Below are 20,445 nucleotides of genomic sequence, written 5' to 3' on the forward strand. Positions count from 1 at the left end.
GCAACGCAACGCAACGCAACGCAACGCAACGCAACGCAACGCAACGCAACGCAACGCAACGCAACGCAACGCAACGCAACGCAACGCAACGCAACGCAACGCAACGCAACGCAACGCAATAGTCTAATCTTTAACCAATCATCGTCAAGTAAATTTGAGGTGTAAAATGAGAAAATACACCTTAGAACTTGATGGACAACGTGATTTTTATCAAACTTATTTACCTCGCATTGATAAAACTTTAACTCTTGAACAAATTCTCACGGATAATACCGATGGCGTATTAAATGGGAATTTATTAGAGTTTAAGCTGAATATTAACGATGTAAATAGCGTTTTGTTTCAAGCAATTAAATACCTTTCCGCAATGCGTGTTAAAGGTAAATCTATTCCTGCTAATATCGTACTCATTTCATTAAATACCGCTAAAGCTTATTTATTTAATTCGAAAGATTACCTCCAATTTATTGAAAAAATTTATACTTTAGGTGCTTCTAAAGAAAATAGTGGATTTCAAGGGGGTAAACCAAGATTAACTTTTAACCTAGAAAATCAAATAGATCAGGAAACACTGATCGCTACCTTAAAAAGTAAAAATTACACCAAAATCAATCTTGATGAAAATTGTATTGTTGGCTGGGGAGAACGCTTTTATCGTGAAAATCCGCTTGCCAAAAAAGCAGATTTTATTGGTGAAGAAAATGGCAAAGTTAAAATTATTGGCGAAATTCGTAAGCCTGATAAATTTAAAAATTTTATTGAGCCATACACTGGTGAGGATAATGTTAAATTCCGTTATTTGATGGATAAACTAAATGATAATTTGATGCAAAAGAATTTAGGTGCATTTTATACACCTAAATTATATGCTGAAAAATCTCTTGAATTATTACGTCAAGCTATTGCTAGAGTACCAAAAGATAATGATTACATTATTCTTGACAGATGCGCAGGAACAGGAAACTTACAACAATATTTTACTGATGAAGAACTATCACATACCATCGTTTCAACTGTAGAATACTATGAATACAAGGTGTTGTTTGAATTATTAGGTGATAAAGTTCGTCATATTATTCCCCCAACCGAATCAAGCGATACCTTTAATGCGGGATTGGTAAGAGGGGCTGATGCTTTATCTGAAGAATATGTAAAAAGTACATTAATTAAGCAGTATGTGGATAATCCCAAATGTACTATTATTTTATTTGAAAACCCTCCTTATTCAGAAGTAAATGGAACAACGATTGGAACAGGGAAAAAAGCTATCTGGAAACAATCTTTTGTTAGTAATGAGATGAAAAAAGAAATTAAAGGTTCTGCGTTAAATGACTTAGCAAACTTATTTATTTGGAGTGCTTTTAAATATTATTTAAGACAACCAACAGACAGCTATATTGTATATAGTCCAATAAAATATTGGAAAGCTCATAAACTTATAGATAGAAAATTTATTGCTGGTTTCGCTTTTAATAGAAAGCATTTTCACACAAAAACGAATGCTTGTATTTCTTGTATTTATTGGTCTAACGAAATATCAATGGAAAAGACATTCAAATTAACTTGTTATGATATTGATGTCAAAAGCAATCAACTTCTGGATGAAGGAAGTATTTCAGTTCATCAAATTGATAGTCAAATTAGTGAATACTATGACAAAAGACAATTTACTGGTGATTCAATAAGTGATGGTATTTGTGTGGATCTAAATGGCAAAGAAAGAGATAAAGATAAATCTTGTCCATTAGTCAAAAAATATAATCAAAATATCATTGGGTATGTTGTTGCAAATAGTTCTGGTTTTGATAACCCACGTTTAAACTCCGCGCTAACAGTTACTGGACGATATGATGCACATGGAGAGTTTTTAAGAAGTGATAATTTCATTGAAATATTACCCATTTTTTCTGCAGGTAAATACACTGACCACGAAAATAACTGGAAGATAATGTCAATGATAATGAAAAGTGCGGATGGAAAAGAAAAATATCACCACGATCTCAAAAATGGGAAACTAAACCTAATCTTGCTTAAAAATCTTTTATGGGTATCGCTTACACATTATTCTCACATCAGAAGTATTGAAGGTTCGGATGGCAGATTTTATCGTAATCAACTTTGTTTAGATTGCTCAAATGGTGATACTCTAGCAAGAGAGAAATTAAATAATTTTATTCTGAATAAGGAGGAAACAAAATTATTAAAGCAATGGGATTTGGTGTTAAAAAATGCGAAAGAAACCGCTAATTATAACCCAAGTTATACTTATGGCGCGTATCAAATCGAAGAAGAATTAAATACTCGTTACAAAGATGAAAAAGGTAATACTGTATATGATTATCCTGAATTAAATGGGCATTTAAAAACCCTAAAGCAGTTGGTAAAAATCTATTACCAGAAAGAAATTGTGCCATTTTTATTTGAGTATCAATTTTTAAAATAATCTTAAAAAGGCAGGCAATACCTGCCTTTTAACTATTATTTTATACTCATACCAACCTTCCTCACTTTTTATATTTTTCGTTGCGTTTAATTAAACAAGAAAAATTGGTGTAATTGACTCCACCGAGAGTTGTAATAGAAAAGCATTCCTTATGTTAAAAAGAATCAGTAGACATAATAATCTCTTCATAAAAGTAAGAGGATTATTTTCCACTTTATTTAATTTTACGCTTTACACAACAGCTATACGATATCAAAAATCCCTAGGCTTTCCCAAATTTCATCCACGCGTTTGACTACTTCAGGATCTTTTTTAATAGGCACACCCCACTCGCGGTTAGTTTCACCGGGCCATTTATTGGTGGCATCAATGCCCATTTTAGAACCCAGCCCTGCAATAGGCGAGGCAAAATCCAAATAATCAATCGGCGTGTTTTCCACAATAGTGCAATCGCGCGCAGGATCGCTACGCGTGGTGATCGCCCAGATCACGTCTTTCCAATCTCTGGCATTAATATCATCATCACACACGATGACAAACTTGGTGTACATAAATTGGCGTAAGAAAGACCAAACGCCCATCATTACACGCTTGGCGTGGCCGGCATATTGTTTCTTCATCGTTACCACCGCAAGACGGTAAGAACAACCTTCAGGCGGTAAATAGAAATCCACAATTTCAGGGAATTGTTTTTGTAAAATCGGGATAAACACTTCATTTAACGCTTCGCCCAAAATCGCTGGCTCATCAGGTGGCCGCCCGGTATAAGTGGAATGATAAATCGGGTTTTGTCGCATTGTAATGTGGGTAACAGTAAACACTGGGAAATACTCTTGTTCATTGTAATAACCCGTGTGATCGCCATAAGGCCCTTCTAATGCTGTTTCATTGGGATCAATATAGCCTTCCAACACGATTTCTGCACTAGCTGGCACATCAAGATCGTTACTCACCGATTTCACCACTTCCGTTTTGTTGCCACGCAGCAATCCTGCAAAAGCATATTCAGAAAGGCTATCAGGCACAGGCGTTACGGCTGCTAAAATCGTTGCGGGATCAGCGCCTAATGCCACAGAAACAGGAAAAGGTTTATCAGGATATTGTTCTTTCCATTCTTGAAAATCTAATGCGCCCCCACGGTGCGAGAGCCAACGCATAATCAATTTATTTTTGCCGATCAACTGTTGGCGGTAAATCCCCAAATTTTGCCGTTTTTTATTCGGCCCTTTGGTAATGGTGAGCCCCCAAGTGATAAGCGGTGCGATGTCATCTTTCCAGCATTGCATAATCGGCAAGCGGTATAAATCCACCTCATCGCCACTGAGTACAATGTCCTGACAAGGCGCTTTACTTAGCACCTTTGCGGGCATATTTAGCACTTGCTTATATTGCGGTAAGGTTGTCCATAAATCCTTAAACCCTTTTGGTGGTTCTGGCTCTTTTAGAAAGGCGAGCAGTTTCCCCACTTCACGCAAGGCAGACACATCATTCTGCCCCATTCCAAGCGCCACGCGCTTTGCCGTGCCAAATAAATTGCATAGCACGGGCATCGCAAATCCTTTTGGATTTTCAAATAATAACGCTGGCCCACCGGCACGCAAAGTGCGGTCGGAAATTTCGGTCATTTCCAAATAAGGATCGATTTCTTGCGAAATGCGTTTTAATTCGCCTTGTTCTTCTAACAGCTGCAAAAAATCGCGTAAATTCTTATATTTCATCAATGCTTACTCAATGCAAAAATTAATGCTTCATTGTTATAAAGATCGCTTTGCAACGCAAGTGCTTTTGCGATTTTTCCCTAGATTGGGTAGAATGTGCGGTAATTTTATCAGAATAAATTAATTAAAATGACAAAGAAAAAACCAAAACAAACATCAAATACCATTGCCTTAAACAAGCGCGCTAGACACGAATATTTTATTGAAGATGAAATTGAAGCGGGGCTTTCCTTGCAAGGCTGGGAAGTAAAATCAATGCGTGCGGGCAAAGCCAATATTAGCGACAGCTATATTATTTTCAAAAATGGCGAAGCCTATTTATTCGGTGCAACCATTCAACCGTTAAGCGTGGCTTCAACGCATATTGTGTGCGATCCAACGCGTACGCGTAAGTTATTGTTAAAACAGCGAGAATTAGCTTCACTCTTCGGCAAAGCAAACCGTGATGGCTTTACCATTGTTGCCCTTTCTCTTTATTGGAAAGGTCCTTGGGCAAAAATCAAAATTGGTGTCGCGAAAGGGAAAAAACAACACGATAAACGTGATGACATTAAAGATCGCGAATGGAAAGTTGCCAAAGATCGTATTATGAAAAATGCGATGCGAAATTAATTTCACCTCAATAATAAGTGCGGTGGAAAATTAGCGAATTTTTAAATTAGCCCTTGTAAACACAGGGGCTAATTTTTTTATAAAGATTAATATTTACCCCGTTTTACCCAACAGCAAAGACAAAATCCCCGCCGCAATCAACGGCCCGACAGGAATACCGCCCACAAAGGCGACACCTAAAATTGTGCCAACTAATAATCCTGTGAGTAAAGTCGGCTGCGCGCCCATTAGGTTTACCCCACGTCCACCAAACCACGCCACCAGCACGCCCACAGCAATCGCTAAAAACATTTTCCAGTTCCACAGCTCAGTAAAAGCAGGCAAGGGAATTTTGCCAGAAATAATCGGGCTAAGTACGCCGATGGTGAGAATAATAATGCCGATATTTAAGCCATATTTTTCCATAAAAGGAATATATTTAGCTAAAAAGGTTTGTTGCATTAATAGCAAAATCGTCGCCGAAATGGTGATTGAACTGTTGTTACCTAACACGCCAAGCAAAATTAAAATCACCAGTAGCAAGGCGATTGCGTTAAATTGTAATGACATCATTGCCTCGAAAATTCTCAAAAAAAGCACCGCACTTTTACCGTGCGTCAGATGTTGGGATTATACTCTTTTTATTTGCCTAATTCATAAAAAATAAGGCTCGTTATGAGCCTTATCAATTATTTCACTTTAAATTTTAATAAGCGATTGGCATTGCTCACCACGGTGATGGAAGACAACGCCATTGCCAGTCCGCCAATCATTGGGTTAAGCAAAATACCAAACAAGGGATACAACAACCCAGCGGCAATAGGTATGCCTAGAATGTTGTAAATAAATGCGCCGAACAGATTTTGCTTCATATTGCGTAAAATGCCTTTGGAAAGGCAAAGGGCATCAGCCACGGCAGAAATATTGTGGCGCATTAAGGTTAATTCTGCGGTTTCTATGGCAATATCTGAACCGCTGCCCATTGCGATACTCACGTCTGCTTGGGCAAGGGCAGGCGCATCATTAATGCCGTCCCCCACCATCACCACATTACGGCCTTCTTGCTGTAATGCCTTGATGATATTCGCTTTTTCAGCAGGCAACACGCCAGCGATGACGTTATCAATCGCGGTGCCTTGCGCCAATGCGCGAGCAGTTTTTTCTTGATCACCAGTGAGCATCACCAAATGATAGCCCTGCTCGTGCAAACGTTGTAAGGCATTCACTGAATCTTCTCGTAAAGGATCACTCAGCACAAATAACCCTGCTAATTGACGATTGATCGCGAAAAAGACCACCGTTGCGCCACGTTCTGTTTGTTGCTGAAAGATCGCCATTGCAGGCTGAATATCCACGTCTTGCTGCGTCATTAAAGCTTGGTTACCGAGCAATAATTCAAGCCCTTCCACTTCCCCAATCACTCCTAAACCTTGCAAGGTGGTAAAGGCGTGAAGCGGTTTGAGCTCGCCTTGATTTTCTTGATTAAACTGCACAATGCCTTTGGCTAAAGGGTGGTTTGAACCCTGTTCGAGGCTTGCTGCAAGCTGGCTAACTTGTGTTTCTGAATAATCATTAAAACAATAAAGTGCGGTGATTTTTGGTGAACCTTTTGTCAGCGTCCCTGTTTTGTCAAAAACAATGGTATCGGCACTGGCAGCTTTTTGTAAAGCATCGGCATCACGCACTAAAATGCCTAATTCCGCGGCGCGCCCAATGCCTGAAATAATCGACATTGGTGTCGCAAGCCCTAAGGCACAAGGGCAGGCAATGATGAGGACGGTAGTAAAAATCACCAAACTATAAGAAAATTGTGGCGCTGGCCCAAGAATATACCAAACCAAGGCGGCGACTAAAGCAATGGTAATCACCACAGGGACAAAAACCGCTGCAATTTTGTCTGCCAGTTGTCCCATTTTTGGCTTGCTACTCTGCGCTTGACGCACTAATTTGATGATATTGGCCAAAGTGGTTTGCTCACCAATTTGTTCTGCGCGGTAAATCACCGTGCCATCTGAAATAAGCGTTCCAGCGCTGATTTTATCCCCTGCCTGTTTTTGCACGGGAACAGGCTCGCCTGTTAGCATACTTTCATCAAACCAACCTTGCCCTTCTGTAATTGTGCCGTCCACCGCCACTCGTTCGCCTGTTTGCAAGCGTAACTGTAGCCCTACTTGCACTTTCGCAAGGGGAATATCTTGCGTGCCTTGTGGCGTAACTAGATGTACGGTTTTCGGGGTAAGATCAAGCAAGCGCGCCAAGGCCTGTGAAGAATGTTGTTTCGCCTTGGCTTCAAACATTTTACCTAAATTGATGAAACCGATGATCATCGCCGCTGCTTCAAAATATAAATGACGGGCATTTTCAGGGAAAAACTCTGGATTAATGCAAACAAACATTGAATAAAGCCAAGCTGTGCCAGTGCCTAGTGCTACAAGGGTATCCATTGTGGCTGTGCGATTGAGCAAATTCTGCCACGCCTTTTGATAAAAATGTTTGCCTGTCCCAATCATCACCAACAAGGTCAGCACACCCACAGCGAGCCAATAAACGCGATTGTTTTGATTCACGCTCATTGTGCCACCAAGCAAGCCCCAAAGCATTAATGCTGCGCCTAAACCAAGAGCAACAATGCCTTGCCATTTACGCTGCTTCACTTCGTGCGCGCTTTTGCTTTGCTGTTTTTCCGCTCGTAGCGCGTCATCATTCACCACTTCTGCACCATAGCCTGCTTGCTGCACAGCCGCAACAAGAGATTGTGGTGTGGCATTGCCGCTCACTAAAGCAGTTTGTTCTGCTAAATTCACTTGCACTTGGGCGACTTGTGGCACGGCTTGCAAGGCTTTTTGCACTTTCATTACGCAAGCAGCACAGCTTAAGCCATCAAGTAAAAGGGTAACCTGATCCTGATGTTGTCCAACTACCACAGGATCAGGTTTTAAGGTTTCTGTGGAAGATTCGGGTAGTGAACTTACTTTGCCGAGTTATCCGCAAGGCGTGCTTGATAACCAGCTTCAACAATGGCATTAATCAACACTTGCGGATCAACATCGCCCACTATAACGGCTTTATCTAAACTCACTTCGGCACTTTGCACGCCAGAAATGCCATCTAAGGTTTTCTGTACGGATTTTACACAATGTTGGCAAGATAAATCGCTTAACGCTAACACAGTGGTTTTCATCTTTTTCTCCTTCTAGTAAAAATTTTGCATAGCATAAACCTTAACATAGGGTTAGGGTCAAGCATTTAGCGATGAGATAAATTCTCCAAAAAAATCCAACCGCTCTTTTCCTGTGTAAACTGTTGCTCTGCCCTCTCTGGCGAAGCCAATTAAGGTAAGTTGGCTTTGTTTGGCTTGTTGCACGGCAAGGGCGGTGGCGGCGGAGATGGCGACTAAGCATTCAATGCCAGCGCTTACGACTTTCTGTACCATTTCATAGCTCGCTCGGCTAGAAATTAGCACAAAACCTTGTTGGGTTTGTTGGTTGGCGTGCCAGCCTAAGAGTTTATCTAAAGCAACGTGGCGGCCAACATCCTCTCGAATAGCAAGCAGGTTTCCTTGTAAATCAAAAAAGGCGGCAGCGTGGGTTGAGCCGGTTTGTTGTCCAAGCTGTTGGGCTGAATGTAATTTTTTCAGGCAATCGTCAAGAAGAGAAATATCCAAAACATAAGTGCGGTGCAAAATAGGCAAGTTTTTGTGGATTTGATCAAGCTGTTCTGTGCCGCAAATGCCGCAGCCCGTTCTTCCTGCTAGAGTTCGGCGACGTTCTTTGAGCGCGACAAAACAGCGTGTGGCAATTTCTATTTGTACTTCAATGCCATTGCAGGTTTCTTCTACATCAATGCCATAAATGTCCGCAGGCTTTTCGATAATGCCTTCGGTTAAAGAAAAGCCAAGGGCAAAATCTTCCAAGTCTTGTGGGGAACACATCATTACGGTGTGGCTAATGCCGTTATACACTAAGGCAATAGGGGTTTCTACCGCTAAGGTTTCTTCTTTTTCTTGCCAAAGTGATGTGTGTTGAGAATGTTTATTATTTGTTAATTTTTTGAAAAAATTAACTGTTGATTTTGTGATCCAACTCAAGAATTTTTCCTTTCTAATCAAGATTACTTATAGATTTTAGGCGTGAAAAGGCGTATCCTAGCCACAGTATTACGTTGTGTTAATTGTAATACAATTTGACAACAAACTATACTGTAACTGAATTATTTCATTTGTGAAAATGTGCTATTTGCCGTTGTATTTTGCTAAATAAAAATCTGAAATATTCAGCTAACCTGAACGAATATCTATATAAAAAACAAATCTACTACTACACAATAACACAACAATTTTGTTGGTTAAGGAGTATCTCTATGCAGGTCACAAGAAGAAAATTCTTTAAGATCTGTGCAGGTGGTATGGCAGGGACGTCTGCGGCGATGTTGGGCTTTGCTCCAGCAACAGCTTTAGCAGCTCCTCGCGAATACAAGTTATTACGCGGTAAAGAAACCCGTAATACCTGCACCTATTGTGCCGTAGGCTGTGGTATGTTGTTATACAGCTTAGGTGATGGCGCAAAAAATAGCGTGGGTAAACTTTATCACATTGAAGGGGACCCCGATCATCCAGTAAGCCGTGGGGCGCTTTGTCCGAAAGGCGCAGGGGCATTGGATTATGTAAATAGCCCACGCCGTGTGAAATATCCTGAAGTGCGTGAAGCAGGTTCAAGCGAGTGGAAACGCATTTCTTGGGAAGAAGCCATTGAGCGTATCGCAAAACATATGAAAGCAGACCGCGATGCCAACTTTGTGTTAAATAATGAAAATGGCACGCCTGTGAATCGTTGGATGACGTCAGGTTTCTTAGCAGGCTCTGCTTGTAGTAATGAAACGGGCATCTTAACGCAAAAATTTGTGCGCTCACTCGGTATGATTTATACCGACAACCAAGCGAGTATCTGACACGGACCAACGGTAGCAAGTCTTGCTCCATCATTTGGTCGCGGTGCGATGACCAACCACTGGGTTGATATTAAAAACTCTGATTTAGTAATCGTAATGGGCGGTAACGCTGCGGAAGCTCACCCTGTTGGGTTCCGTTGGGCGATTGAAGCGAAAAAACAAAATGGTGCGAAGTTAATGGTGGTTGATCCACGCTTTAACCGTACAGCTTCAGTTGCAGATATTTATATGCCATTGCGTTCTGGGACAGATATTGCCTTTTTATCTGGCGTTATTCGTTATTTATTAGAAAAAGATCAAATCCAACACGAATACGTTAGACATTATACGAATGCGGCATTCCTCGTTGATGAGAACTTCAAGTTTGAAGACGGCTTGTTCTCAGGCTATGATCCTGAAACTCGCAAATATGATCGTTCAACTTGGCGTTATCAATTTGATGCGGAAGGTCAGCCTATTCGTGATCTGACCTTACAACACCCTCGTTGCGTGATTAATCTGTTAAAAGATCACGTTTCTCGTTATACCCCTGAAATGGTAGAACGTATCACGGGTACACCACAAAAAAGTTTCTTACAATTCTGTGAAGAAATTGCCAAAACCTCTGCACCTGACAAAGCGGCAACCTTTATGTACGCATTAGGTTGGACTCAACATACTGTGGGTTCACAAAATATTCGTACGATGGCGATGATCCAGTTATTACTCGGTAATATAGGGGTTTCTGGTGGTGGTGTGAATGCGTTGCGTGGACACTCAAATGTACAAGGGATTACGGATTTAGGTTTATTCCCACATATGTTGCCTGGCTATATTCCATTGCCAACCGAAGCGGATACCAGTTTAGAAAACTTCCTAAACCGTATTACGCCAAAAACAATGATGAAAGATCAGGTAAACTACTGGCAAAATACGCCGAAATTTATGGTAAGTATGCTGAAAACTTTCTTTGGTGAAAAAGCCACTGCAGAAAATGAGTTCGGCTACCATTATTTACCGAAATTGCCGAAAGGCGGTATGGATCAAATGCGCTACATTGATGAAATGTATCAAGGTCGCGTAAATGGTTATTTCTGCCAAGGAATGAACCCTGTTGCCTCTTATCCAAATTCAGGCAAAATCATCAAAGCCTTAAGTAATTTGAAATACTTGGTGATTATGGATCCGTTAATTACAGATACCTCTGAATTCTGGAAAAACTACGGTGAATTTAATGATGTGAAAACAGAAGAAATTCAAACCGAAGTATTCCGCTTACCAACCACTTGTTTCGTGGAAGAACACGGTTCAATCGCTAACTCTGGTCGTTGGTTACAATGGCACTGGAAAGCCGTTGATGCCCCATTTGAAGCGAAAAGCGATGGTGAAATTCTTTCTGAATTAAGAGCTGCATTAATCGAGCTTTATCATAAAGAAGGTGGCGTATCACTGGATAGCCTTGAAGCGATGAGCTGGAACTATGACAATCCGCTTGAGCCAAAAGCAGAAGAAGTGGCGAAAGAAATGAACGGCTATGCTTTACAAGATCTCCTTGATGCCAACGGCAACGTGATCTTGAAAAAAGGCGAGCTGCTTTCAAGCTTCGCACAAATGCGTGCTGATGGTAGCACTTCAGGTGCTTGCTGGATTTATACTGGTCAATGGACACAAAAAGGTAACCAAATGGCGAATCGCGATAACGCAGATCCGTCTAACTTAGGTAACACCTTAGGTTGGGGCTTTGCGTGGCCGATGAACCGCCGTATTATTTACAACCGTGCAAGTGCGGATTTATCTGGTAAACCTTGGAATCCAAAACGCCAGTTAATTAAATGGAATGGCAAAAACTGGAACTATGTGGACGTGGCAGACTTCGGTACAGCACCACCAAATAGTCCTACCCTACCATTTATTATGCAACCTGAAGGGGTAAGTGGTTTGTTCGTGCGTGAACGTATGGCTGATGGCCCGTTCCCAGAACATTACGAACCAATTGAAACACCAATTGGCACAAACCCACTACACCCAAATGTAGTATCCAACCCTGTGGCGCGTATTTTGGAAAGCGATAAAGCAGACATTGGTACTTCGGAAGAATTCCCTTATGTGGGTACAACCTATCGTCTAACAGAACATTTCCACTTCTGGACGAAAAATGTGTTGCTCAATGTGATTGCCCAGCCAGAACAATTTGTTGAAATTGGCGAAGCACTTGCAAAAGAGAAAGGCATCAATAATGGTGATTATGTCAAAGTTACCTCAAAACGTGGTTATATTAAAGCCGTAGCCGTGGTAACCAAACGTATTCGTCCACTCACTGCCGATGGCAAAGCCGTGCATACCGTAGGTATCCCAATTCACTGGGGCTTTGGCGGTATTGGTAAACAAGGTTTCTTTGCCAATAACCTCACCATTCGCGCAGGTGATGCAAATACACAAACACCGGAATCAAAATGTATGTTGGTAAATATTGAGAAAGTGGGGGCATAATATGGGAACTATTCAATCGCAAGATATTATTAAAGCCTCTGCAACATCGGGATTAACACCACCACCGCAAGCGCGAGATCATCAGCTTGAAGTGGCAAAACTGATTGACGTTACCACTTGTATCGGCTGTAAAGCCTGCCAAGTGGCTTGTTCAGAATGGAATGATATTCGTGCTGAGCCGGAAAAATGTATCGGCTCATACGATAACCCGATTGATCTCAATGCCAAAGCTTGGACGGTGATGAAATTCAACGAAGTTGAAGAAAATGACCGTCTAGAATGGCTGATCCGTAAAGATGGCTGTATGCACTGCAGTGAACCGGGCTGTTTAAAATCTTGCCCATCACCAGGTGCGATTATTCAGTATGCAAACGGCATCGTTGATTTCCAATCGGATAAATGTATCGGTTGTGGCTACTGTATCGCAGGTTGTCCATTCAACATTCCAAGAATGAACCCTGAAGATAACCGTGTGTACAAATGTACGCTTTGTGTTGATCGCGTTACCGTGGGTCAAGAACCCGCTTGTGTGAAAACCTGTCCAACAGGCGCAATTCATTTCGGTACAAAAGAAGAAATGAAACACTATGCGGAAACTCGCATTGCGGATCTCAAATCCCGTGGTTATGAAAATGCTGGGCTTTATGATCCAGAAGGCGTGGGCGGCACACACGTTATGTATGTGTTACATCACGCTGATAAGCCAGAGCTTTACTCAGGCTTACCGAAAGATCCACAAATTGACGTGACCGTGAAATTATGGAAAGACGTATTGAAACCAGTTGCAGCGGTGGCAATGGGAGGCTTAGTGCTTTCTGAAATTGCGCACTATCTTGCAGTTGGGCCAAATACGGAAGATCTAGAAGAACACGAAGAAGTCGTGCCAGAAGATGAACAAGCACATAAAGGAGGCGAAAATGAGTAAAGTTAAGATCAGCAACGATCAACGAGTTGTTCGCCACAAATTGCCTGCGCGTTTAAGTCACTGGTTACTGGTAATCTGTTTCTTCACCACAGGCTTATCAGGGCTTGCATTCTTCTTCCCTGATTTTGCTTGGCTAACGGAAATCTTAGGTAACCCAAGAATTGCCCGCTTTATCCACCCATTCACTGGGATAATAATGTTTATTGCCTTTATCAATCTTTGTTTGATTTACTGGCCTTACAACATTCCTGAGAAAAATGACTGGGTATGGCTAAAAAATATTAAAGAAGTCTTAAAAGGCAACGAACACGCCGTTTCAGACAACGGAAAATATAATTTAGGGCAAAAAATGCTATTCTGGACCTTAATCCTTGCAATGGTTACCCTACTAACAACAGGAATTATTATGTGGCGACAATATTTCTCCCATAATTTCCCAATTCCTGTTATTCGCATTGCTATTTTGCTTCACTCAGCCAGTGCCTTTATGCTCTTTACTGGTATTATGGTACATATGTATATGGCATTCTGGGTGAAAGGTTCTATTCGTGGAATGGTTGAAGGTTGGGTAACGGTACGCTGGGCGAAAAAACATCACCCACGCTGGTTCCGTGAAGACATTCTGCCTGAACTTGAAAAAGAAGCCGAAGAAAAAGCGAAAGAAAAGCACGCTAAATAATTAACAATGGCAAAGTGCGGTGATTTTTTGCAAAATTTTGCAAATTTACACCACACTTTCTTTATTGACGAACGTTAATGAAAAATTATGAGTATAAAAATCCTACCAAAAGATGAAATTGTACAAGCTGCCAGCTCTTTTCATCACCCTATTCTTTTATTTTCCAACCCGAAAAATCTTTACCAACGCCGTGCCGAACGCCTACGTTCTTTAGCGCAAAATCACCCAATGGCGGATTACCTTAACTTTGCCGCCAATATTGTTGATTGCCAGCTCGCGCTACTCAATGAACAGCCTGTTACGCAAGAAATTGAAATCAGCACGGAAACCAGCGTTCCTCTTGACATCACAAAATGGCAGCGCAATCCCCAATGGCTAGATTTGTTGCGCGCCTTACTCCATAAAATGAAAAATAACGGTAATGAAAGCGTACAAGCCACCATTGAGAATTTAGAAAAAGCCTCCGACAGCGAGCTTGAACAACTTGCTGACAAACTGCTTGCGCAACAATTTTCTGAAGTTAGCAGCGACAAAGCCTTATTTATTTGGGCGGCACTTTCCCTTTATTGGATTCAGCTTGCTCAACAATTACCGCAAAATAGTAAAATGGAAAGCGGTGAACACCTTCATCTTTGCCCTGTATGCAGTGCGCCGCCGACAGCCAGCGTAGTCCATTTTGGCTCAGAACAAGGCTTGCGTTATGTGCATTGCTCTCTTTGCGAAAGCGAATGGAATGTGGTGCGTAGCAAATGCACCAACTGCAATCACACAGGGAAATTGGATTATTGGTCAATCAACAGCGAATCTGCGCCAGTGAAAGCAGAAAGCTGCGGCGATTGCCATAGTTATCTGAAAATGATGTATCAAGAAAAAGATCCTTATGTGGAAGCCATTGCCGATGATCTGGCAAGCATTTATCTTGATATTGAAATGGAAGAAAAAGGCCTTGCGCGCAGTGGTTTAAATCCGTTTATGTTTCCAAATGAAGAAGGATAAGCCAAGCATTAACCTCGCGTACTCAGTGTGCGCAGGTTTTTCTTCTTGGTATTTTCACATAGTTCTAAATCAACATTTGATTAAACATAATTTACATAAACCCTATTCTGACAAAATAATTAGTCGCTGAATTTATCGATACAACAATGGTATTTATATGAACCTATACTCTCCCAGTAACTACAAGGCTCTAGATAATCAACTCCAATAAAAACACATACCAAGAGTTCAAATATGATGAGAAATGTCAGAAATCATCCAATTTAATTTGAGAGACGTTGCAAATGCAGGCTTCTCTTAAATGAAAACACCTAAAAAGTTATATATCCTGAATTTGTGAATTTTCACAGCCCCTTTTCCCACCACCTCATACCTGTTGTTTATCCCGCATAGATTAATTTACCACTTCCCTATTATTCGCTATACTGTGCTTTCGTTAATTTTGGAGTATTTCAATGAAAAAAATCGAGCAACTTTTCGCCAATAATTATAGCTGGGCAACGCGAATGAAAGAGGAAAATTCGGATTATTTTCGCGAGCTTGCGGATCATCAAACGCCGAGTTATTTGTGGATTGGTTGTTCTGATAGCCGTGTGCCAGCGGAAAAGCTGACTAACCTTGGCCCCGGTGAGCTGTTTGTGCATCGTAATGTGGCAAATCAGGTGATTCATACGGATCTGAATTGTCTTTCCGTGGTGCAATATGCGGTGGACGTGTTGGATATTGAGCATATTATCATTTGCGGGCATACCAACTGCGGTGGGATAAAGGCGGCGATGTCGGAACAAGATTTAGGCTTGATTAATAATTGGTTGCTACATATTCGTGATATTTGGTTTAAACACAGCCATTTATTGGGTAAACTTCCGCCAGAAAAACGGGCAGATATGCTGACCAAGCTGAATGTGGCGGAGCAAGTTTATAACCTTGGGCGTTCTTCTATTGTGCAATCTGCGTGGAAAAGGGGGAAGAAACTTTCCTTACACGGTTGGGTTTATGATGTGAATGACGGCTATTTGATTGATCAAGGGGTGATGGCAACCAGCCGTGAAACCTTGGAAATTTCTTATTTAAGTGCGATTTCTCGTCTGTTAAAACAAAATGAAGATGAACGAGAAGAAGCGGAAAACAACGCTGAAAATACAGAAAAATAAGCAAAAAATACACCGCACTTTGCGTGCAAGATTATTCTTTTAACCAACATCATCAAGGATTTTATAATGCAAAAAAGTGCTTTATATCCCGTCATTTATGTCTTAGGTAATGGGCAGCTTGGGCGAATGCTGCGTTATGCTGGTGCGCCTTTAGATATTCAGGTTGAGCCGTTGCCTTTCAATGCCCCTGTGTTTGAGCTGCAAGAAAACGGACTAATTACCGCGGAAATTGAGCGTTGGGAAAGCACCCCGCTGACGGAAAAATTAGCCAATCATTCGCAGTTTATTAATCGTTCCGTTTTTGGCTTGCTTGCCGATCGCCTTTCGCAAAAATCTCTCCTTGATGAACTCAATCTTCCCACTTCTCCTTGGACACTCATTCATTCTGCATCTCAATGGCAAGATATTTGGCAACAAATTGGTGAGAAAGTGGTGGTGAAACGCCGTACTGGCGGCTATGACGGGCGTGGTCAGTGGATCATCACGCAAGAAAATCAAGATCTGATTGGCGATGAATTATTTGGGCAAGTGATCGCGGAAAAATTTATTCCTTTTGACGGTGAAATTTCTCTCGTGGGGGCAAGATTTAAAGACGGCTCAACCCGTTTTTATCCTGTTACGCACAATTTACAACAAAACGGCATTTTGCGTTATAGCGTTGCGGATACCTCACTGCCACAACAGGCCGTATTACAACAGCAAGCGGAAGCAATGTTAGCCAAAATAATGCACAAGTTGGATTATATCGGCGTGATGGCAATGGAATGTTTTGTGGTGGACGATAAGTTATTGATTAACGAACTTGCGCCACGGGTTCATAATAGCGGACATTGGACGCAACTGGGCTGTTCCATTAGCCAATTTGAATTGCATTTGCGTGCCTTACTGAATTTACCAACGCCAGAATTAGTTAGCACTATGCCTGCGGTGATGATTAATTTGATTGGCACGGCACATAATCCTCAATGGCTCAATATACCGTTTAGCCAGCTACATTGGTATGGCAAAGAAGTACGCGAAGGGCGAAAAGTGGGGCATATTAATCTAGCCCACCCAGATCGCCAAGAATTAATGCGTTTATTAGATCAATTTGCGCAACAACTGCCACAAGATTATCAATCTGGTTTAACTTGGGCAAAAGAGAAATTGAAATTATCTAAATAATTATTGTAATTTTTGAATAAATATTGGCTTTCCTAAGAAGAAAGCCTATTTAGTATCAATAAATACTTGCGAAAAGGGTTAATTCTCAAGTATAACTTGGCACAGGATTTTCTTTACAAAAAGGAAATCGCATTATTAACAACAAAACACAACATTAGAAGGATAATGACTATGTTTGAACATATTAATGCTGCTCCTGCCGATCCAATTTTAGGTTTAGGTGAAGCGTTCAAAGCAGATGATCGTGCTAACAAAATCAACTTAGGGATTGGTGTATATAAAGATGCCAAAGGCAGCACACCAATTATGAAAGCGGTGAAAGCTGCCGAACAACGTTTGTTTGATGTAGAAACCACCAAAAATTATCTTTCTATTGACGGCGTTGCCGATTTCAATGCGCGTACGCAAGGCGTATTATTCGGTGAACATTCTGATATTGTGAAACAAGGGCGTGCCAAAACTGTACAAAGCCTTGGCGGCACAGGTGCATTACGCATTGCCGCAGAATTTATCAAACGCCAAACTAAAGCACAAAACGTGTGGATCAGCACACCAACTTGGCCAAACCACAATGCGATTTTTAATGCGGTAGGGATCACCATTCGTGAATATCGCTATTATGATGCAGAACGCAAAGCCTTAGACTGGGATAACCTAATTGCCGATTTAAGCAACGCAGGTGAAGGTGATGTGGTGTTATTACACGGCTGCTGCCACAACCCAACAGGGATCGACCCAACCCCTGAACAATGGCAACAACTGGCTGAAATGTCTGCTAAAAATGGTTGGTTACCACTATTCGACTTCGCTTATCAAGGACTGGCTAACGGCTTAGAAGAAGATGCCTTCGGCTTACGCACCTTTGCGGCAAATCACAAAGAGTTACTGATCGCAAGTTCTTATTCTAAAAACTTCGGTTTATATAACGAACGTGTCGGCGCATTCACTTTAGTGGCAGAAACCGCAGAAATCGCTGCAACCGCGCTAACCCAAGTGAAATCCATTATCCGCACACTCTACTCTAACCCAGCTTCTCACGGTGCTTCCACTGTAGCCATCGTGTTGGCCGATCCTGCATTAAGAGAAGAATGGACTGGTGAGCTTGCCGAAATGCGCAACCGCATCAAAGAAATGCGTCATAAATTCGTAGAATTATTAAGAGAATACGGCGCACAGCAAGACTTCAGCTTTATCGAACAACAAAATGGTATGTTCTCTTTCAGCGGCTTAACCTCAGAACAAGTGGATCGCTTAAAAGAAGAATTCGCCATTTACGCCGTTCGCTCAGGCCGCATCAACGTTGCCGGCATCACCGAAGATAACATCCGTTATCTCTGCGAAAGCATTGTAAAAGTGCTTTAATTAAAAATTTGAAAAAAGCACCGCACTTTGATCTGCTCCCCAAAAGTTGGACACCATCCACAAATTAAGGAGCGGATTTTTTATGGGAAAACATTATTCAACAGAGTTTAAACTGTGGGCGATATCGTTAGTCTCTGAGTAGGGAATGAGCGTACGTCAGGCAGCGGAATATTGTGCTCTTTCCAATCATAGCCAAATTGTGATTTGGTTGCAACGCGTTAAGAAATACCAGAAATACGGTATTAATGGGCTCATCCGTCAGCCTAATCGGAAGAAGAATGTGATGAGATTACCCAAACGCCCCGTCAAAACCGATGAAAAAGAACTTTTATTATAAGAACTTGAGTCTCTTCGTTCGGAGAATGCCTATTTAAAAAAGTCTTTGGCGCTCAGAGGCCTCAAACTCAAGCGGAAAGTGTGCCACCGTCCGAGAGTTAAGGGTGCAATTTCCCCTTTCCGTATTACTGACAGTGGCGAAACTGCCTCGCACTACATTCTATTATGCAGAAAAATCAAGGGGTTAGATAATATTAATAACTTGATACTGGAAATATTTAAGGCGAGTCAAGGACGATATGGTTACCATATTATTCAAGCAAAGTTGCGCGAGCAAGGGCATTATCTAAGTGGAAAAACGGTGCTGAAACGAATGCGTCACCTAGATATCCGTTCCTACGTAAAAGCGAAAAAGCGTATGAAGACGGGAAGAACCGCTTATCTCGTACCGAATTTGATGGCAAGAAATTTTAAAGTAAAAGTACTAAATAAGAAGTGGGTCACTGATGTGACCGAATTTCGTGTAGGGAATGAAAAGCTGTATCTTTCGCCGATGATGGATTTGGCGAACCGTGAGATTATTGCCTACCAAATCGGACGGCGGCAACGTTTTGGGCTTGTTTCAAAAATGCTTAAAGAAGCCTTATCGAAGCGAGGTTCTGGCGCAGCTCCACTGATTCATAGCGACCAAGATTCAAAGCATGGTCGCAAAGGGAATTGCGATGATAATGCGGTGATAGAGCGCTTTTTTAGCATTGTGAAGTCGGAATGTTTTTACCCGAATCGTTTTGCCAATGTCGTGGAGCTGGAGGAGGTGCTGCACGAATATATTCGCTATTATAACGAAGTGCGGATCAAACCCGCGTTAAACAATTTGAGCCCTATGCAATACAGAGCTCAATATTTAACTTCCTAGGTGTCTAGGATCTGGAGTAGAGATCATATCTTAAATGTTGCCATATAATTGGCGCTTACGTCCTGATTTAATTTAAATGTTCCTGTTAGTGGATTATAGTGATAACCCACCATATTCACGCATTCTAATTTTGCTTCGTCCGTCCACGCCAAAAGTTCAGCCGGCTTGATAAATTTTTCGTAATCGTGCGTGCCTTTTGGTAGCATTTTTAGCACATATTCCGCACCGATGATCACTAAAGCCCAAGCTTTCAAGGTGCGATTAATGGTGGAGAAAAACAGCACGCCATCGGGTTTTAACAAGGCTTTGCAGGCATTGATGATCGAACTGGGATCGGGAACGTGTTCTAGCATTTCCATACAGGTGATCACGTCAAATTTTTCCCCACCAAGTGCGGTGTGTTTTTCAAGAAAATTTTCTACTGTGGTTTGTTGATAATCAATGCTTAAACCGCTTTCTTGCGCGTGCAATTTCGCCACTTCAAGGGGCGCAGTGGTCATATCAATGCCTGTTACTTTCGCCCCTTGTTTCGCCATTGCTTCCGCTAAAATACCGCCACCGCAGCCCACATCTAGCACATTTTTGCCAAACAAACCCTCTGCTTGCTGGCAAATATAGTCTAAACGCACTGGATTTAAACGGTGAATCGGCTTGAAATCCCCTTCAGGATCCCACCAAGTTTTAGCCATTTTTTCAAATTTTTCGAGTTCTTGTTGGTCGATGTTTTGCATTGGGTTGTTCTCTTGTTTTTGGTTTTTATTATTTTAGCGTAAATTTTCTATCTTTTTTATTTTGGGGTAAATTT

Annotated in this window: 17 protein-coding genes; 11 read left to right on the top strand and 6 right to left on the bottom strand. The window is 41.5% G+C overall.

What is annotated here, in order from left to right; translation table 11 throughout:
• Positions 1-166: 166 nt before the first annotated feature.
• The gene (locus tag C3007_RS03470) at positions 167-2,443 is read left to right on the top strand and encodes a hypothetical protein (RefSeq protein ID WP_103853114.1); all 2,277 of its coding nucleotides are present in this window, start codon (positions 167-169) and stop codon (positions 2,441-2,443) included.
• A gap of 242 nt (positions 2,444-2,685) precedes the next feature.
• Here C3007_RS03470 and ubiD read toward each other — a convergent pair whose 3' ends face one another.
• Entirely contained in the window at positions 2,686-4,161 is a 1,476-nt protein-coding gene (ubiD, locus tag C3007_RS03475) for a 4-hydroxy-3-polyprenylbenzoate decarboxylase (RefSeq protein ID WP_103853115.1), read from the bottom strand.
• A gap of 129 nt (positions 4,162-4,290) precedes the next feature.
• Between ubiD and smpB the strand changes: the two genes are divergently transcribed.
• Positions 4,291-4,773, top strand: coding sequence for an SsrA-binding protein SmpB (gene smpB / locus C3007_RS03480; RefSeq protein ID WP_103853116.1), 483 nt, complete (start codon positions 4,291-4,293; stop codon positions 4,771-4,773).
• Between the two features lie 93 nt (positions 4,774-4,866).
• Here smpB and C3007_RS03485 read toward each other — a convergent pair whose 3' ends face one another.
• The 4 genes from C3007_RS03485 to fdhD all read right to left on the bottom strand — a co-directional run bounded on the left by C3007_RS03485 (position 4,867) and on the right by fdhD (position 8,839).
• On the bottom strand, positions 4,867-5,322 hold the full coding sequence (locus C3007_RS03485; RefSeq protein WP_103853117.1) for a DUF441 domain-containing protein: 456 nt from the start codon (positions 5,320-5,322) through the stop codon (positions 4,867-4,869).
• A gap of 119 nt (positions 5,323-5,441) precedes the next feature.
• On the bottom strand, positions 5,442-7,676 hold the full coding sequence (locus C3007_RS03490) for a copper-translocating P-type ATPase (RefSeq protein ID WP_341476365.1): 2,235 nt from the start codon (positions 7,674-7,676) through the stop codon (positions 5,442-5,444).
• Positions 7,677-7,720: 44 nt separating this feature from the next.
• Entirely contained in the window at positions 7,721-7,933 is a 213-nt protein-coding gene (locus C3007_RS11450; RefSeq protein ID WP_115261375.1) for a cation transporter, read from the bottom strand.
• A 57-nt stretch (positions 7,934-7,990) separates the two neighbouring features.
• Positions 7,991-8,839, bottom strand: a complete 849-nt coding sequence (gene fdhD, locus C3007_RS03495; RefSeq protein ID WP_103853118.1) for a formate dehydrogenase accessory sulfurtransferase FdhD — start codon at positions 8,837-8,839, stop codon at positions 7,991-7,993.
• 272 nt (positions 8,840-9,111) lie between these two features.
• Between fdhD and fdnG the strand changes: the two genes are divergently transcribed.
• From fdnG to C3007_RS03540, 9 genes are all read left to right on the top strand, one after another.
• The gene (fdnG, locus tag C3007_RS03505) at positions 9,112-12,168 is read left to right on the top strand and encodes a formate dehydrogenase-N subunit alpha (protein ID WP_147285024.1); all 3,057 of its coding nucleotides are present in this window, start codon (positions 9,112-9,114) and stop codon (positions 12,166-12,168) included.
• A 1-nt stretch (position 12,169) separates the two neighbouring features.
• Positions 12,170-13,093: a formate dehydrogenase subunit beta gene (fdxH, locus tag C3007_RS03510; RefSeq protein ID WP_103853121.1), complete on the top strand. Its 924-nt coding sequence runs from the start codon at positions 12,170-12,172 to the stop codon at positions 13,091-13,093.
• Positions 13,086-13,772, top strand: a complete 687-nt coding sequence (locus tag C3007_RS03515) for a formate dehydrogenase subunit gamma (protein ID WP_103853122.1) — start codon at positions 13,086-13,088, stop codon at positions 13,770-13,772. Before fdxH ends, C3007_RS03515 begins: the two co-directional genes overlap by 8 nt.
• 87 nt (positions 13,773-13,859) lie before the next feature.
• The gene (gene fdhE / locus C3007_RS03520; protein WP_103853123.1) at positions 13,860-14,768 is read left to right on the top strand and encodes a formate dehydrogenase accessory protein FdhE; all 909 of its coding nucleotides are present in this window, start codon (positions 13,860-13,862) and stop codon (positions 14,766-14,768) included.
• A gap of 455 nt (positions 14,769-15,223) precedes the next feature.
• Positions 15,224-15,922: a carbonate dehydratase gene (gene can / locus C3007_RS03525; protein WP_103853124.1), complete on the top strand. Its 699-nt coding sequence runs from the start codon at positions 15,224-15,226 to the stop codon at positions 15,920-15,922.
• A 66-nt stretch (positions 15,923-15,988) separates the two neighbouring features.
• Positions 15,989-17,086, top strand: a complete 1,098-nt coding sequence (purK, locus tag C3007_RS03530) for a 5-(carboxyamino)imidazole ribonucleotide synthase (RefSeq protein ID WP_103853125.1) — start codon at positions 15,989-15,991, stop codon at positions 17,084-17,086.
• A gap of 171 nt (positions 17,087-17,257) precedes the next feature.
• Positions 17,258-18,448 carry an amino acid aminotransferase gene (locus C3007_RS03535; protein ID WP_103853126.1) on the top strand — a complete coding sequence of 397 codons (1,191 nt, stop codon included), beginning with the start codon at positions 17,258-17,260 and terminating at the stop codon, positions 18,446-18,448.
• A 145-nt stretch (positions 18,449-18,593) separates the two neighbouring features.
• Positions 18,594-18,785, top strand: a complete 192-nt coding sequence (locus C3007_RS11455; RefSeq protein WP_123772520.1) for a hypothetical protein — start codon at positions 18,594-18,596, stop codon at positions 18,783-18,785.
• A gap of 78 nt (positions 18,786-18,863) precedes the next feature.
• Positions 18,864-19,640, top strand: coding sequence for an IS3 family transposase (locus tag C3007_RS03540; protein WP_165779948.1), 777 nt, complete (start codon positions 18,864-18,866; stop codon positions 19,638-19,640).
• Between the two features lie 23 nt (positions 19,641-19,663).
• Here C3007_RS03540 and ubiG read toward each other — a convergent pair whose 3' ends face one another.
• Positions 19,664-20,371: a bifunctional 2-polyprenyl-6-hydroxyphenol methylase/3-demethylubiquinol 3-O-methyltransferase UbiG gene (gene ubiG, locus C3007_RS03545; RefSeq protein WP_103853128.1), complete on the bottom strand. Its 708-nt coding sequence runs from the start codon at positions 20,369-20,371 to the stop codon at positions 19,664-19,666.
• Between the last annotated feature and the right edge of the window lie 74 nt (positions 20,372-20,445).

The sequence above is a fragment of the Avibacterium gallinarum genome, from assembly GCF_002921135.1.
GTDB lineage: Bacteria > Pseudomonadota > Gammaproteobacteria > Enterobacterales > Pasteurellaceae > Avibacterium > Avibacterium gallinarum.